Raw genomic sequence first — 16249 nt, 5'->3', positions numbered from 1 at the left:
AAAGGTTGTCTTATATGAACCTTAAACAAACTCTATTTTCAGCAATCATTAGTATTGTTGTTATTTTCGCAGCTATTTCATTCATTACCTTACCCAAACTACAAACGGATTTCTTTCATGTACCGCTAATTAGTAAACTGACCGAATCAACTATCTTTTCAGATGCTTTATTATTTATGATGAGTTCAGAAGTCCCTCAACTCGAAGGTACATTAGAAGAAAATGGAATAGAGACACCTAAATTATCAACCGTTTTATTTGAAGCAGCTTCTGGTATAACTCTAAATAATTTTAGCAGCTTACTTGATTTAGAATTGCCAGGACTCAACACGAGTTCGAATCAGATACAGTTTGCTGGCAACAATGCTGATAGTACAAATACACCAATTGAATCTCCTCCTCCAGATTTTGAAGATTTACTGAAAGAAGATACGAATGAAGAAGAAAAAGAACCCCCAAAAAAGGAGAACGAAACCGATCAACAAGAAGCAGATGTATTTGTCTATCATAGTCATAGTTGGGAAGCATTCTTGCCACTCTTAGGAGAAGAGAAGACCAAACCAAGCGATGCTTCAAGTACTGATAATGACAAGAATATTGTTATGGTAGGGTCTTTATTAACCGAGCAGTTAGAAAAGCAAGGAATGACTACATTCCATGATACCACGAATGTTACAGCTGGACTACATGAGCAAGGATGGGATTATTATGATTCCTATAAATTCTCAAGGGAGACCGTTCAAGAGGCGATGGCTACAAACGATAAGGCACAGTACTTTATTGATATTCACCGTGATGCACAACGTAAAGATATTACAACTACAACGATAAACGATAAACCTTACGCAAAGCTTTATTTTATTGTTGGAATTGAGCATGAAAATTACAAGCAAAATCTAGAATTTGTTGAGAAGCTGAATAATAGTCTAGAACAGAAATACCCAGGAGTCAGTCGTGGCATCTTTCTGAAAGACAAATCAGAAGGAAATGGCGTATATAATCAGGATTTATCAGCCAACTCAATTCTTATTGAAATCGGAGGAGTGGATAATAATAAGGAAGAGCTCAATAATACTTCAGAGGCTTTGGCAGAAGTCATCGCTGACTACCATTTTAATGCCGAAAAAGTAGATACGAATCAATAATTTTTGAAGGGAGCCAACATGGCTTCCTTGAACCTTATTAATCGGATATGTAAAGGAGTCCACCATATCAAATGTAGCATTAGAAAAAAATGAATCCTTTCGTTTGCTCTGGATGACAATATGAATAATGAAGAGCAAGTAACCCACCAAATGATGTCCGATTACATAGCAGTTAAAAATCCAAGATAAGTTCGCACCTCTTCGATACTCTAATGAGAAATTTAGATGCAGTCATAATAAACGCTGCTATTTTACAAATTCCACTAAAAAACACAAGTTTTAATCAAACGTTTGTATAATTCGACAAATCCGATCATCAATGACAATAATTCAATTGATAAAAATTTAATTATCCACCACGAGTAAACGTCTCATTGCCCAGGAAATAACATTCGATAAAGAATGTTATTATAGATGAATAGAATACGTTCGTTTATCATTTAATCAAATTTGTGAGCAGAATATCCTATAACATCTTAAAAAAATCGATTTATCCAAATCGATTTTGCTCTTTACCCTGTCTTCGCTTTCTTTTTTAAGCTCTGAAAATTTTGTAAAAGGATGTAAATAAAATACCGAGTTTTCGTGGTTTTCTAGCAAATGATCTATAAATGAATTGCTTATAAGCTTGACATAGCATTCAAAAAAAGATTGTTTCCATGGAAACAATCTTTTTTTACGCGATTATTCGGTCACTTCAACCACATGTTCTTCATGTTCATGTAACCCATCATCGTTTTCAACATGTACAATGACATAATTGGTTCCTTTTTCACTAAACGAATGTTTTCCGGTATATTCACCAGCATTAGTTTCTTCCGTATCTACCCAATGATGCTTTTCTTCCCCTTCTTTCCAAACTTCATAGCGGACAGTAGCTTGTTCTAAAGGCTTATCATTCATCTGCAAATGTACTGTCATTGCTGTTTCTTGGTCAACCATCACATCTTTTGGCTGATTAAAGTGCATGTGAAAACCTTCCGTATGTGCGCCGTGTTCATGCTCTGCTGAATGATGTTCATCTGCTGCTTCCTGCTTGTTAACTTCGCCAATGGTTATCGATTTTTTTGGCATGGTATGAAGATCTTTTGCTGTTGTATGAGCATACATTTCATACACTCCATCTTGGTCAAATGTAGTCTCCACTGTATATGTACCATCTTGGTTGTTTGTAGATTTTAAATCTTTACTACTATCTTCTTTATTCCCTTTCTCCCATACTTCAAAGATAACCTCTTCTGCATCTTTAACTGGTTCGTCCCCATACAACACTGTCGCCTCCAATGTCACACTTTCTCCGACATCAGCAGTTTCGGGAACGTCAAATGCAACATCCAGTGATTTTACCTCTTCGTCCTCAGCAGCTTGGGGCCCATCTTCATTGGTTTCCCCACATGCTGCAAGAACAAGTAACGAGCAGAAAAATAAAAACATCGAGACCTTCTTAACCATTATACCCCTCCTACCCCTTTTCTTTCTTACAATGATGTGCGCCATCCATCTTTCGAAACAATGCATCACTTGCATCTTGAAATGTGTAGACCCGACCGCCAAAACCTTTCACAAACTTATCCGCATGCTCTTTCCACTCAAACGTTAACAATTGAGGTTGACAACATCCCATATGCAGCGAAGTGTCCATAACGTACCATGCAATCTGTGCGCCGATTGTAGTTTGTTTGAAGAAATCATGACAAATCGCTTGCATCACCTGGTCCCCTAATTGACGATGACGTAGTAAGCCGCAATGGGCACAGCAAGTCATTTCAATTGTATTATTCTCTAGGATCAGCCGATATGCTAATCGTTCATTCATTTTACGATTACATAGTACACAATCCTCATTTGTAGAAGGTTGATGATGTATCAAAGAAATTCCACCAAAGGTTTTTGTAATAATTCCTTCTTTTTCAAGTGTTTTAACATCCCGATGAATCGTCATTTCCGATACACCGAATGTCTTACTTAAGTCAGCGATCTTAAGATTCTTTTTTTGATAAATAAGTTCTTTTATCCGATTTTGTCGCTCCAATGGCAGCATCATTGTCTCTCCTTCTAACTTATAACAATTCTTAACAATCTATAACGAAATATATCATGTGTAATCGAATTCATCAATATTATTTCTATGAATTATTTGTGAATATTCTTTGTCTACGATTCATATAATCATTTATTAGTGTACATAAATAACCAGAACCTTTTCATTTTATCGCATATTTTACGTTAACTAGCAAAGGGGAGATAAAATGAATGTAGAAACTTTTCTATTTCTTCAAGAGTGGAACATGCAATTACTGCTCATCCTTATTTGTTGCTCCATCGTATATGTCATACTTAGTTGGAAAAAGGGGAATTTCTTTAAATCGGTACTATTCTTTAGTTCCATGCTTATCCTATACATTACCATAGGCAGTCCATTGTCTGCATTGGGACATATTAGTTTTAGTACACATATGATTCAAATGAGCATCGTATACTTTATCATCCCACCTCTTTTGGTCCGAAGCTTCCCTAAACGCTCTTCCTCAACGAAGCAATTCACTGCCAAACCTATAAGAATTATGACAATGCTTGCACTCATTTTATTTGCTGTTATGTTCTTTCTTTATCATCTTCCGATTACCCTCCAATATTTAGCAGTCACTCCTACAGTGAGACGTTCTTATCAATTCCTTTTATTTTTACTTGCAGTCGTAATGTGGTGGCCAATCATCGCTTCAGAAGCGAGAGAATATTTTAACAAACAACAAAAACAGCGTTATACTTTCATTAGTAGTATGATCATCATGCCTGCTTGTTTATTGTTTATTATATATGCACTTTTCGATGGAGCTAGTAATCCACTAGCAAGTCAAGCAGCAACTCAATGGTGTATACCAGCATCAACAACTCAACAGAATAGTTTACTTCCATTTTCAATCAACACAAAGTTAGATCAGTGGCTCGCTGGGCTGTCTATGTTAGGAATACATAAGATGAGTCTTCATGTTAGTTCGAGAATGGATGAGAAAGTAAACAAATCAAAAAGCTCCCCTAGAAGTATCAGTCTGTAGCTGAATTGGGAGCTTTTATCATGCGCTTGTTCTTATGATTTTCCATAGAAAGGTCCGTTACCCTTTGCCTTTTGTAAGGAAAGTAATTCAGAAACGGTGACAAATTCGTACCCTTCCTCTTTTAATGTTGATAATAATTGTGGCAATGCGTCTGCTGTCGTTGGATGGATATCATGCATGAGCACAATCGAGCCAGATGCTACTTGTTCAGAAACCACTTGATTAATTGCGTCAGGGTCACGAGTCTTCCAATCTAATGAATCTACAGACCATAGTACCATAGGTGTATCTAGCTTGTTAGTTACTTGTTTTACAGATTCATTATAGGCACCATATGGCGGCCGTATACTTGTTGGATAGTAGCCACTAGCTTGATAGATTTTCTGTTTGGTTTCTTTTATTTCTTGTTCAATCATTGCTTGGTCCAATTGGGTTAAGTCCGTATGTTTTTCCGTATGATTTCCTACCTCATGACCCTGAGCAAACACATCTCTAACAATGGATGGGTAATATTCCACTTGTGACCCAAGCATATAAAAGGTCGCTTTTGCTTGATAGTCATGGAGTGTCTGTAAAACCCGTGGAGTTACTTTTGGATGAGGTCCATCATCAAACGTTAAGGCAATATACTTACCATTCGGATCTAATGCCTTCTCTTTAACAGAGGACTGCCCTTCTGTATTAGGTTCTACCACAGTAACTTGTAATTGTTCAGCTACATCATCTTGCAAATAAGCACGTAATTGTGCAATTGGTATGTTTATTTCAATCGTTCCTGCAGCGCCCGCAGCTATCTCGTATTCATCAAAATAGAGATGTAAAGCTTTTTCATTTAATGACCATTTCCAATTCACTGGGTTACGAAGCGCATCTTCCATAGCATCTTGGAAGACATAAGGTTTCAAGTCTTCGTTTTGATCAATTTGTTCCCTTACACTTGTGCGAATGGTATCATAAGCTTCGTCTTTTCCCTTCAAAATATCCTTTAAGTCCAGCATCTTATTCCCTTTCACGTCCACATTAAATGTCTTAATGGTTTCCTGACCATTTGCTCCTCCAGTTATTTGATAAGCTGTAAAAACAAGGCTATAAAGGGAATCTGCTAGCTTTTCTGTTTCCACATGTATATTTAAATGAGCACGACGATCCTTGTCCAGCAGTTGTTTATTCTCCTCCACATTTGTAAGAAACTTTTTCTCTTGCTGATTGATCCATGTTTCGATCGGCTTATTGATTGCTTCACTTTCAGCAATCGGTTTGCTAATTGCTAGGGTGTACGTATCCGTTTCTTTTATTAATATTTCTAAATGAAGACCAGGATAATTACTTAATGCTTTCTGTTGTACTTCGGTTACTGCTTGTGAATGTTTTGTCCAATATGTAAAAGTAATAATCGACCCGATGACGACAATAAAAAGTATTGCCCACGCCGGCCATTTCAAACGTATAATCTTATGCATTGCTATATGTCCCTTTCTTTGATGTATTTTTCTTATCTAAAAGGATCACCTTTGCTACAAGTTTACAAAAAAATACAGTGGCTAACAATAACGCTGTGGATTTTATTTTATGAATATGACATAGGGTGTCAAGTTAAACATGCTACATTAATGATAGATCTTATGGAAAGGAATGATGAAATTGCAGCAGGCAGACGGAAAAATCGCACTTGTAGCTGGTGCTACTCGTGGTGCTGGCCGAGCCATTGCGATAAAACTAGGAGAAACAGGGGCTACTGTATATGTAACTGGCAGAACAACCAGAAAGCATACGTCAACCGATGAAGCGCAAAGAAACCATTGAAGAAACAGCAGAATTGGTTACAAAAGCAGGAGGAAAAGGGGTCCCTCTACAAATTGATCATACGTACGAAGGACAAGTGCAAGCATTAGTTGAAGAAATACAACAAAATGAAGGCAGATTAGATATTGCCGTTAACGATGTCTGGGGAGGGGATCCATTAACAGATTGGATGGCTGCTGTTGGAGATCACAATCTACGAAATGGATTACAGCTCTTACAACAGGCCGTTACTTCTCATATCATAACAACTCATTATGCAGTACCATTGCTTCGCAAATCTAATCAAGCATTACTTATCGAAATTACCGATGGAACCGATTATTCCTATCGGGGGAATTTTTATTATAGTTTGGCTAAAATATCTAATATTCATATGGCGAGTGCAGCAGCTCACGACCTGCGAAAAGATAGAATTACTGCCTGTGCCGTTACTCCAGGATTTCTTCGATCAGAAGCGATGCTGGATTTATTCGGTGTTACCGAAGATAATTGGCAAGATGGAGTAAAGCAAGATCCACATTTTATCGCATCGGAAACTCCTTTTTATCTTGGTGAAGCAATTAAACATCTTAGCTTAGATCCTAATTTTCAGCGTTTTTCCGGAAAAGTATTAAGTACCTGGGAGCTATCCGATATCTACAATTTTACTGATGCGGACGGAAGACGACCTCATTGGGGAAATTATTATAACGAACATCTAACATAAGATTGTTTTATCAAAGCTTGTAGAGAACCATTCTCAACAAGCTCTTTTTATAATATTTTGTGTAACTTGGCTATTCACTTCTTTTCGTGCAATGAATAATTTATTCATACTTCCCTCACACTACCATTATCTACATTTCTTGGGGGATCCTGAATGAGTAAGATTTCCATTTCGCAGTTTTTTGCTATTTTATTATTAGCTACAGGATTAAGTAATCATGTCTTGGTTATACCGATTTTAATAAATGCCGCCGGGCGTGATGCGTGGCTTAGTGTAATCATTGGTTACATGGTATTTACTATTTTTTCCCCAGTTGTTCTATATGTCCTCAAAGGGATTAATGCTACATCTGTATTTGACTGGCTAACCACAAATTATTCTCGTTTCCTAAGCAGGGTTATTGGACTCCTATTCTTATTATTTTTCGTAGTTGCTGGCTGGATAACATTGAAAGAAACAACCATGTGGACTGACGAAACCTATCTCTTTGAAACACCGAATCTTGTGATTGCGCTATTTTTATTAGGTACATCCTTTTATATTTCCTATGGTCGATTAAACGTCATTGCTATCTGTGCAGGTGTACTGCTTCCACTGGTAATTATATTTGGCATTTTTGTAGCAATTGGCACAATTCCCGACAAAGATTACATGCTAGTCACCCCTGTTTTGGTTGAAAATACCTGGAAAGACGTATTTAGAGGTGCACTATTTTCACTTGGTTCGGTCATTGAAGTTGCTCTTTTATTACTATTACTACAGCATCAAGTGATCAAGCGAATTCAATTTAAACATATGCTTATTCTAATTTTATTCCTTTGTATTTTGACTGCAGGGCCATTGTTGGGCAGTATTGCCGCATTTGGTGTAGAAGAAGCTGAAAGAATGCGGTTTCCAGCATTTTTCCAATGGCGAATTCTAGGTTTAGGTAATTACTTTAATCACTTGGATTTTTTATCGATTTATCAATGGCTGTCGGGTAACTTCATTCGATTAGCAGCAACTTTATATATCCTTACTCAAATTCTTCAAATACACTCGAGAGCAAAACGGATATTTGTTCAATTATTTATTTGTTTTTTCTATATCTTATTTACAATTGCTCCTATAACGGACGAGGCATTTTTTTCTTTCTTAGCTAATTATTATTATATTGGTGGCGGTATCTTAGGAATATGTATTATCTTTATTCTTACTGTCTTAATCGCAATTGCAAATGGAAGGAGGAACAAAGCTCATGCAAAAAAATAACCAACCAGCAAAACAATCGATTATCAAGGAATTATTTCGCCATACTTCCGATGTCAGTGTAGAAGAACATCACTTATTTAATACAAAAAAGAAAGAGGCAATGCTCGTTGTTTATTGTAATGGACTTATCGATCATCATATATTAATTAATAGCATCTTTCCGGATATTCAGTCTACCTTTTATCATACTGGCTTAAAAGGATTAGAAAATATCAACTGTACAGTAAAAAAGCCATGGACATCCAACATAGATGCACTTGAATCTATTCTTTTGGAAAAAATATTTAATGGATATACTGCAATTATAATTGCAGAAGTGATTTACTTCTTCAATACGATAGATGTACCCAAACGTACTCCTGAAGAATCCAATTCGGAAGTGTCGCTTCGTGGTCCAAGGGATGCGTTTGTTGAAGATATTTCGTTGAATCTTGCGTTGGTAAGAAAACGCGTAAAATCCAATTCACTTGTTGCTGAAGAGTTTACCATCGGAAAACGAAGTAAGACAAAAGTACAGCTCGTATACTTCACAGATATCCAAGATAAACCAATGATTCGTAAAGCGAGAGAGAGATTGAATCAGATAGATATTGATTTTTTATCTAGTGATAATCAATTATTACCGATCATTGGCGGTTCACACTATTCTCTCTTTCCATTAATGGAATCTGTTTCAAGGCCGGATGGTGTAGCAGGAAGCTTGGCAAGAGGAAGATTTGCTATTTTTATTGATAACGTACCGAATGTAGTTGTTGGGCCTGCAAATCTAGGTTATTTCTTTAATTCTTCAGAGGATGCATATACCCCCTATTATTATGCCACATTTGAACTGGCACTGCGCTTTGTAGGGTTTATGCTTGCTATCTTTTTACCCGCATTTTGGGTTGCCTTATCCGCTTATAATATGGATCAAATCCCTTTCCCCTTGCTAGCAACGATAGCCGCTTCACGATTAGGTATACCTTTTAGTCCAACAATCGAATTATTACTAATGCTCGCACTATTTGAGTTATTCAGAGAAGCTGGTGTTCGTTTACCTAAAGCAGTAGGACAAACTGTTGCTGTTGTAGGAGGATTAATTGTTGGAGACGCTGCCATACGTGCAGGCCTTACCTCTCCTACGATGTTGGTTATCTCAGCAATTACTGCTGTCGCTACTTTCACTTTAGGAAATCAGGCGTTATTTGGAACAGTCTCGATTTTTAGAATTGCCTCTATCCTGTTTGCATCTATTTTTGGTATGTTTGGTTTCTTTATCAGTGTATTTTTGACACTCGGCTATTTAGCCAAATTAGAATCGTTCGGGGTTCCCTATTTGAGTCCGATTTCCCCATTCATTAGAAGAGATGTTTTAAAATCTATCCTTAAAAAACCAGTTGTCGACCAAAATGAACGTGCAGCCATTCTACATCCAATCGATAACGATAGGCAAGGTGAAAAGTAAATGAGACTTGTGAAAACATGTATATTGCTTATTGTTCTGCTTATTATCTTAACGGGGTGTTGGGATGAAAGACAAATTAGCGAAGTTAACTATATTACGACATTAGGAATTGATTACCAAGAAGATAACTATATTATTTATGTACAAATGTTAGACTTTTCTAATGTAGCAAAACAAGAGTCAGGGAAAACATCTGAGCGTACCCCTTTGTATATTGGAAAAGCTACGGGTAAAACAATTAATGATGCTGTCAATAATTTATATCGAACCTCACAACAGGTTGTTAATTGGGCACATATAGGTGCCATTATCTACTCTGACGCCATATTAGAAAAAGGAGTGACGGATGCAGAACAATCATTGCGAAAAAATGGTCAATTTCGCTACACTCCTTGGATGTTCGGTACGAAAGAATCAGTTGAAGAAATAATGTCGTTATCTGGATTTTATCAATTACCACCCGTATACACGATTTTATATAAGCCATTAGATATGTTTAACGAATACTCATATATCGCGCCGCTTCGAATGCATAAATTTGTTTCCATTTACAAGGAACCTGGCGGAACAGCGATTCTTCCTTCAATTTCAATTAACGATAAGAGTTGGAAAGAATCAAAAGAAGACATAAAACCTAAGCAAACCTTAGAAATAAATGGTGTATTTCCTGTAAACGACGGTAAAAGTAAAGAATGGTTATCCTTTAAGGAAGTTCCTGGACTGCGATGGACACAAGAAGATACAAATAACACGACAATCGATATTCTAACAGAGGATAATGTCAAGAAAGGGTCGGTACGTATATTAGAACCTACTGTAAAATTTATAATCAAACGGGGTAACAAAAATTTTCAATTTAATATTCAGCTTAAAGCTTCTGGCTCCGTTACCGATTTGGAAGAACAACTGCCGATGAAAGAAATTGAGAACTTAGTACGACAACAAATGAAGAAAGAAATTCGAGAGACGTATGAAATAGGCGTTGAAAAAGGAGTCGACCTCTACAACATAAAAAATAAATTATTTCATGATCGGGTAAAACCTGACCAATTACAAAATTACTCATTAACTAAAGAGAAGTTAAACAGGATAACGGTTGATTTTCATTTAGAGACAGAAGGGGTATATGAGTAAGCTGCTGAATCCAATAAACAGCCGCTTATTTTTTTTCACGTATATTACGATTAATTGCTTCTAACATAGTATTAGCAAATGCGGTTAATTGCTTTTGATCCCATTTGGTTTCCAATTCTATTTCACTAATATATACATCTAGAGCTAATTCAATACAATGGTGAAGCCGAGCAGGAAGATGTTTTAATGCCCATTCACCTGCTTCTTTTTTAGATGATACTTTATTTTCTTTCATAAAATAATCCACTCTGCATAAATTTAAGCAATAATAGACAGGGAAATAAATAATATTATTGGGAGCATCGGCCACATCATTCCTAATCGACGCAAGATACATTTTTCTATCTATATCAGGGAAAACTGAGGTAATCGCTTCACCATATAGCGCCTTACCACGCTCATGTGTTACGACAATATGTGCAGCTAAATCATCATCTTTGCCATTCTCACATAAATAGCTAGCGTCTCTGTGATAACGAGCTCTATGATCTTTGGAATAATGCAATTCAAATGCGATCGGGTATTGCAAAGGAAATAAAGATTCCTGTAGAAGAATACTCATTTCGATACGCACATCTAGATTGTTCTCTATGTTAATTATTTCGCTGATGAATTGCCTTTTATCATGTGATGTCAAGTTATGATGGATGATAACTAATAAGTCAATATCACTATACGTTCGATTATAGCAATCCATTGCTAATGATCCGTGTAAATATACACCAATCAGATTATTCCCGAGCTTGTTTTTACATAAGCACTTGAATTGCTGCAAAGCTTCGGTAGCATGATTCAGTTTGGACACCTCATTTATCTTGGCATTGAAACGATTAATCATTCAATTATAATAATATTATAAAGATTGTTATTTTATAAAGTATATCATAGCCAAAAAGGAGGGTATCTATTGTTTTATCACCGACTGAATCCAGATACGGAATTACGACTATTGGAGCACCGTCACGCAGAAGCGTTATTTATATTGACAGATAGATCCAGATATCACTTACGGAAATGGTTACCCTGGATTGATTATACCCAAACAGTACAACATACATTATCTTTTATCGATGCTGCCCTTAAACAATTTAGTGCAAATAATGGATTTCAAGCTGGTATCTGGTACAAAGGGGAATTGGCTGGAATCATCGGCTTACACACCATTAATTGGGAAAATCGCTCCACATCCATCGGTTATTGGTTAGGAGAGCAATATCAGGGAAATGGCTTGATTACCCAATCCTGTCAAGCTATTATTAGCTACTGCTTTCAACATCTACAATTGAATCGTATAGAAATTCGTGTAGCAACAGAGAATAAAAAAAGTGCTGCTATTCCGGAGCGGCTTGGTTTTCAGAAAGAAGGCCGATTACGAAAAGCGGAATGGCTTTATAACCGTTATGTAGACCATGATGTTTTTGGATTAGTAAAAGCAGATTTACAAAGGACGATTTAGTTCATTTCCTCTTACGAGAAACAGGACAAGCATCGACGATTCCTATTCATACGATGCTTGTTGAAATGGTAGAAATTCTTGTTTGATCAAATTCGTTTCCAATCTATTAATCATACACTAGCAACTCGCTTCTCTACTAATTTATCCATATCACTTATGTTACCAATCATGCATCCATTCTGTGCGAAAATCATTTAAAGGGAAGCGAACTGGTTTACCTTCTTTCGCTGACTGGTACATTCCAAAAATAACTTCCAATGCTTTCTTTCCTTCAGAGGCAGTCATTAAATGATCTTCCTGTTTTTTTATCGCTCGAATAAAGTCTTGATACATATACATATGCTCGTTCCTATCATTCGTTGTATTCCCTAACGCTTGTATAGCTTCTGGATGGGTTTGGCTATAACAGTGAATAATTTCATTGAAATGCTCCCCACCAACAATAATAGATCCTTCTTCTCCAAATAATGACAAATAGTAACCTTGGTTACTTGGTTTAGTAATGGTATTCGCTTCAATTAATCCTTTGGATTGTCCTTCAAAAGATAGAATTCCTGTTGCAATATCTTCTGTTTCTTTATTCTTATTGGTATTCATCATCTCCCCATAAACAGATGTAGCATCACCTAAAAGCCAAAGTAATAAATCTACCATATGAATTCCTTGATTTAGTAACATTCCACCATCTTTATCCCATGTGCCCTTCCAAGGTGATGACGCATAATATGCTTGGGAACGATGAAGTCGTAATGTAGCTACTCCTAAATAGATATCACCAAAGTACCCCTTCTCGATGAAGGATTTCAACTTACGCATGAAAGGACGATAACGTAGTTGATGACAAACGAAGATTCTTCGGTCTTTTTGTTCAGCTAACCTAATCATTTCCTCTACTTCTTGCAATGACAGTGCAATCGGTTTTTCGATAATTACATGCTTCTTATGCTGCAGTGCTTGTATAGCAATCTGGGCATGCAGGCTTGAAATAGTCGAAACAATAACTACTTCTACCCGTGAATCTTGAAGAAGGTTATGATAATCTTCATAGATTGTTATAGGAGCCACTTCATTCGACTGCTTTTGTCGATAACTTTTAGCAACTTCCTCCATCCGATCGACTTGCAAATCACTTACAGCTGCTAATGTTAACTCTTTGCAGTTTGCAATGGATGCAACATGTTTTTTGGCAATATAACCACAGCCGATGATACCCACACCTACCATGACTGCGCCACCTCAAATTCTTCTAAGGCATGAACTACGCTATCTTGCTCAAGTTCTGTCATGGAAGGAAACAATGGAATTGCTAGCAAGGTGTTTGCTAAAGCCTCAGCGATTGGGTAATCCCCATCTTGATACCCATGCTCTCGGTAAGCTCGTTGTAAGTGAATACAGCATGGATAATAGACCCCGGTTTGGATGCCTTGCTTATCTAGAAAACCTTTCAACTTATCTCGTTGATAAGAAGCTATACAAAATAGATGATAGGTATGTTCCCCTTTCTTATCTGCATATGGAAGTTTCATACAAGTAAGAGGTGCTAATGTTTGATAATACTTCTTCGCCAATTCGATGCGACGGTTATTCCATCCATCAATATATTTCAAACATACTAGAATAACAGCTGCATGAATCTCATCTAGTCTGCTATTAAAACCAATTTCATCATGAAAATATTTCTGGCTACTTCCATGCATTCGTAAGGAACGAATTCGCTTAGCGATCTTGTTATCTGAAGTTGTAATGATGCCTCCGTCCCCTATGGTAGAAAGGTTTTTTGTAGGAAAAAACGAAAAACAGGCAGCATCTCCTAAGCTCCCTACCATTTGACCACCTCTAGTTGCTCCAAATGCTTGACAGGCATCTTCAACAACGATTAAACCATAGTAATTAGCAATTTGATTAATCGTATCCATTGCTGCTGGCTGACCAAATAAGTGAACTGGCATAATTGCTTTCGTTGCAGGAGTTAGTTTATCTTCTATCTTCTGTGGATTAATAGTATAGGTTTTTGGATCAACATCTACAAAAACTGGAGTTGCACCAACTCTAGATATACTTTCTGCCGTGGCGAAGAAGCTAAACGGTGTTGTGATAACTTCGTCACCACTGCCAATTCCGTAAGATTGCAAAGTAAGTACAAGCGCATCGGTACCGTTGGCAACAGCAATTGCCTCTGTAACACCTATCTTCTTTGCAAATTCTTGTTCTAAGCGTTCCACGTGTGGACCCATAACATAGGATCCACTCTCGATCACTGTTCTTATTGTCTGTTCAATTTCGGTTTGTATTTGCTCTAACTGTCCTCTAGGGTTGCTAATCGGAATCATCTTCATCTTCCTTTTCTTTATTTTGCTCCTAGTAGATTATGCTCCTTCTTTACCACAAACACGGCTTCTACCATAACCAAGATGAAATATGCTTTTGTCGATGAGACAACTTCATGATAGAAGGAAGCCTTTTTTCTATTAACCTAGAACAACCCTTTAGAGCAACGCATATACCATTAATACATTCCAACTGAAAGGATAAGGATTATGTTCGACAAAAAAAACAAACACTATATCATCGGCACTAATAGTCCGATGAAGAGAAAAATCATCTATTTCTTTCGTCAGAAAAACCTTGAATTAATTGAATGTGATACGGAAGTAGAAAGAACTGTCTCCACACTTCTTCCTACTAATGATCGAAATAGGAAGCAGCAATTAGTGATTATCACTCATCCAGTATCGAACCAGCTATTTATTATTCGTTCTTCTCTGTCCAGCTACGATATTCAACCGAATACAAACTACGCTGATCAGTCAATGATCGACATCTATCTAGCTGATCATTGGTTTGATCTATTAAATAGGAATAAGGAAATCGATGAATCTCAAGCTGAAATTCTTCAAGCTTTAAAACGAATGATCGACCATTATGTCGAGCATCCTCCTAAAGAAGTCTATGTCAAAGAAAACATTACACCTTACTTGCAGTGTTCAGATCAAATAGCTGTCGTAGGTCTTGGGTATGTTGGACTTCCGGTAGCACTCGGTTTTGCAAAGAAATACAACGTTACCGGTATTGATGTAGATCTGGAAAAACTTGCGCTTTTACAGTGTAATCATGATCCCAGTGGACAATTTTCCAGTGATCAATTAGCTGCTGCTCATATCTGTTATACAGATAAAGGAACAGCACTTCAAACATGTCGTTATATCATTGTTGCTGTACCAACACCCATCACATGGAACGATGAACCAGATCTGACTTTTATTGAGAGTGCCTCGAGGTTAATCGGTAAACATTTAGCGAAGGATACAACGATTATCTATGAATCTACCGTCTATCCAGGCACAACTGAAGATATCTGTGTTCCTATACTAGAGAAAGAATCAGGTCTGCGGTCAGGAATAGATTTTTTTGTAGGCTATTCCCCCGAACGAATAAATCCAGGTGATGATAAGCACACGTTTGAAACAAACAATAAAGTAGTCGCTGGTCAGACGAAACACGTGTGTAATCGAATATATGATTTGTATGCCAGTATTTTAGATGCTTCTGTTTATAAAGCTTCTAGTATCAAAGTTGCTGAAGCAGCTAAAATTGTTGAAAACACGCAACGTGATATCAATATTGCCTATATGAATGAATTATCTATTATCTTTGGAAAACTTGGAATTGAAACAAGTGAAGTAATTAAAGCAGCTAAAACAAAATGGAATTTTAATCCTTATACTCCTGGTTTAGTTGGTGGTCACTGTATTGGTATTGATCCATACTATCTTATTTATCAATCAAAGCAACATGGCTATCATCCCACGTTTCTATCAAATGCCCGTACAGTGAATGAGGGAATGCCTGATTATATCGTTCAATCGCTGCTTCAGATAGTAGTGAAACATAAATTTAATTTGAAGGATTTGAACGTCATTCTATTAGGTATCACTTTTAAAGAAAACATTACTGATACGAGAAATTCCAAATCACTAGCTATCCTTGATCAATTACTAGCACTTGAATTTCATATGCAAGTATGTGACCCATTAGCTGATCCAGTTGTATTCAAAAATAATTATGATATGGACCTCCTTCCATTAAACCAATTAACTCCAGCCGATGTAATTATCTTCAGTGTACCCCACGCCGTATTTCACACACTAGACTTTAGCAAACTTACAAATAAGGGAAGTATTATGATGGATATCAAAGGTGTCCTCCCTGCATCGGTTGCTAATCAAGGGATCTATTGGAAGCTTTAATCAAAAT

Annotated in this window: 13 protein-coding genes and 1 pseudogene; 8 read left to right on the top strand and 6 right to left on the bottom strand. The window is 36.8% G+C overall.

All coding sequences use genetic code 11. The features are described from left to right. Positions 1-14 precede the first annotated feature (14 nt). The gene (gene spoIIP / locus JKP73_RS08065) at positions 15-1145 is read left to right on the top strand and encodes a stage II sporulation protein P (protein WP_038245454.1); all 1131 of its coding nucleotides are present in this window, start codon (positions 15-17) and stop codon (positions 1143-1145) included. Between the two features lie 684 nt (positions 1146-1829). Here spoIIP and JKP73_RS08060 read toward each other — a convergent pair. Beyond that, complete coding sequence (locus JKP73_RS08060) at positions 1830-2597, bottom strand: FixH family protein (RefSeq protein WP_021291859.1); 768 nt, start codon at positions 2595-2597, stop codon at positions 1830-1832. A 10-nt stretch (positions 2598-2607) separates the two neighbouring features. Next, positions 2608-3189, bottom strand: a complete 582-nt coding sequence (locus JKP73_RS08055) for a DeoR family transcriptional regulator (protein WP_306465034.1) — start codon at positions 3187-3189, stop codon at positions 2608-2610. Between the two features lie 205 nt (positions 3190-3394). Between JKP73_RS08055 and JKP73_RS08050 the strand changes: the two genes are divergently transcribed. Then, complete coding sequence (locus JKP73_RS08050) at positions 3395-4201, top strand: cytochrome c oxidase assembly protein (protein ID WP_021291861.1); 807 nt, start codon at positions 3395-3397, stop codon at positions 4199-4201. Positions 4202-4233: 32 nt separating this feature from the next. On the opposite strand, the gene JKP73_RS08045 is transcribed toward JKP73_RS08050, so the two are convergent. Further along, on the bottom strand, positions 4234-5661 hold the full coding sequence (locus JKP73_RS08045; protein WP_200411112.1) for a polysaccharide deacetylase family protein: 1428 nt from the start codon (positions 5659-5661) through the stop codon (positions 4234-4236). A gap of 181 nt (positions 5662-5842) precedes the next feature. On the opposite strand from JKP73_RS08045, the pseudogene JKP73_RS08040 reads away from it, so the two are divergent. The 4 genes and pseudogenes from JKP73_RS08040 to JKP73_RS08025 all read left to right on the top strand — a co-directional run bounded on the left by JKP73_RS08040 (position 5843) and on the right by JKP73_RS08025 (position 10539). Continuing rightward, positions 5843-6710, top strand: a pseudogene (locus JKP73_RS08040) (SDR family oxidoreductase). Between the two features lie 153 nt (positions 6711-6863). After that, positions 6864-7961 (top strand): endospore germination permease, encoded by a 1098-nt coding sequence (locus JKP73_RS08035; RefSeq protein ID WP_021291864.1) that lies wholly within the window; start codon positions 6864-6866, stop codon positions 7959-7961. After that, positions 7948-9405, top strand: coding sequence for a spore germination protein (locus JKP73_RS08030; protein ID WP_021291865.1), 1458 nt, complete (start codon positions 7948-7950; stop codon positions 9403-9405). Before JKP73_RS08035 ends, JKP73_RS08030 begins: the two co-directional genes overlap by 14 nt. Next, positions 9406-10539 carry a Ger(x)C family spore germination protein gene (locus JKP73_RS08025; protein ID WP_160807263.1) on the top strand — a complete coding sequence of 378 codons (1134 nt, stop codon included), beginning with the start codon at positions 9406-9408 and terminating at the stop codon, positions 10537-10539. Between the two features lie 25 nt (positions 10540-10564). Here the strand turns inward: JKP73_RS08025 and JKP73_RS08020 are convergent, their stop codons facing one another. Beyond that, positions 10565-11344 carry an aminoglycoside adenylyltransferase domain-containing protein gene (locus JKP73_RS08020; RefSeq protein WP_200411111.1) on the bottom strand — a complete coding sequence of 260 codons (780 nt, stop codon included), beginning with the start codon at positions 11342-11344 and terminating at the stop codon, positions 10565-10567. 102 nt (positions 11345-11446) lie between these two features. Here JKP73_RS08020 and JKP73_RS08015 point away from each other — a divergent pair, with 102 nt between their 5' ends. Then, positions 11447-11995: a GNAT family N-acetyltransferase gene (locus tag JKP73_RS08015; protein ID WP_200411110.1), complete on the top strand. Its 549-nt coding sequence runs from the start codon at positions 11447-11449 to the stop codon at positions 11993-11995. A gap of 159 nt (positions 11996-12154) precedes the next feature. Here the strand turns inward: JKP73_RS08015 and JKP73_RS08010 are convergent, their stop codons facing one another. Together JKP73_RS08010 and JKP73_RS08005 are read right to left on the bottom strand one after the other, a co-directional pair. Then, a complete protein-coding gene (locus tag JKP73_RS08010) occupies positions 12155-13219 on the bottom strand; it encodes a Gfo/Idh/MocA family protein (protein WP_021291869.1) in 1065 nt (354 codons plus the stop codon). Beyond that, complete coding sequence (locus JKP73_RS08005) at positions 13213-14325, bottom strand: DegT/DnrJ/EryC1/StrS family aminotransferase (protein ID WP_200411109.1); 1113 nt, start codon at positions 14323-14325, stop codon at positions 13213-13215. Before JKP73_RS08005 ends, JKP73_RS08010 begins: the two co-directional genes overlap by 7 nt. A 255-nt stretch (positions 14326-14580) precedes the next feature. Between JKP73_RS08005 and JKP73_RS08000 the strand changes: the two genes are divergently transcribed. Then, positions 14581-16242: a nucleotide sugar dehydrogenase gene (locus tag JKP73_RS08000; protein WP_234447081.1), complete on the top strand. Its 1662-nt coding sequence runs from the start codon at positions 14581-14583 to the stop codon at positions 16240-16242. Positions 16243-16249 lie beyond the last annotated feature (7 nt).

The sequence above is a fragment of the Virgibacillus salexigens genome (genome assembly GCF_014905415.1).
Lineage (GTDB): Bacteria > Bacillota > Bacilli > Bacillales > Amphibacillaceae > Virgibacillus > Virgibacillus salexigens.
Note: the sequence above shows the minus strand (reverse complement) of the source record. Positions and strands in the feature narration are given on the sequence as shown.

What these genes read in the sequence shown, in the direction of transcription:
- spoIIP (WP_038245454.1), top strand. Translation starts at nt 15, where the DNA reads ATGAACCTTAAACAAACTCTATTTTCAGCAATCATTAGTATTGTTGTT.
- JKP73_RS08060 (WP_021291859.1), bottom strand. Translation starts at nt 2,597, where the DNA reads ATGGTTAAGAAGGTCTCGATGTTTTTATTTTTCTGCTCGTTACTTGTT.
- JKP73_RS08055 (WP_306465034.1), bottom strand. Translation starts at nt 3,189, where the DNA reads ATGATGCTGCCATTGGAGCGACAAAATCGGATAAAAGAACTTATTTAT.
- JKP73_RS08050 (WP_021291861.1), top strand. Translation starts at nt 3,395, where the DNA reads ATGAATGTAGAAACTTTTCTATTTCTTCAAGAGTGGAACATGCAATTA.
- JKP73_RS08045 (WP_200411112.1), bottom strand. Translation starts at nt 5,661, where the DNA reads ATGCATAAGATTATACGTTTGAAATGGCCGGCGTGGGCAATACTTTTT.
- JKP73_RS08035 (WP_021291864.1), top strand. Translation starts at nt 6,864, where the DNA reads ATGAGTAAGATTTCCATTTCGCAGTTTTTTGCTATTTTATTATTAGCT.
- JKP73_RS08030 (WP_021291865.1), top strand. Translation starts at nt 7,948, where the DNA reads ATGCAAAAAAATAACCAACCAGCAAAACAATCGATTATCAAGGAATTA.
- JKP73_RS08025 (WP_160807263.1), top strand. Translation starts at nt 9,406, where the DNA reads ATGAGACTTGTGAAAACATGTATATTGCTTATTGTTCTGCTTATTATC.
- JKP73_RS08010 (WP_021291869.1), bottom strand. Translation starts at nt 13,219, where the DNA reads ATGGTAGGTGTGGGTATCATCGGCTGTGGTTATATTGCCAAAAAACAT.
- JKP73_RS08005 (WP_200411109.1), bottom strand. Translation starts at nt 14,325, where the DNA reads ATGATTCCGATTAGCAACCCTAGAGGACAGTTAGAGCAAATACAAACC.
- JKP73_RS08000 (WP_234447081.1), top strand. Translation starts at nt 14,581, where the DNA reads ATGAAGAGAAAAATCATCTATTTCTTTCGTCAGAAAAACCTTGAATTA.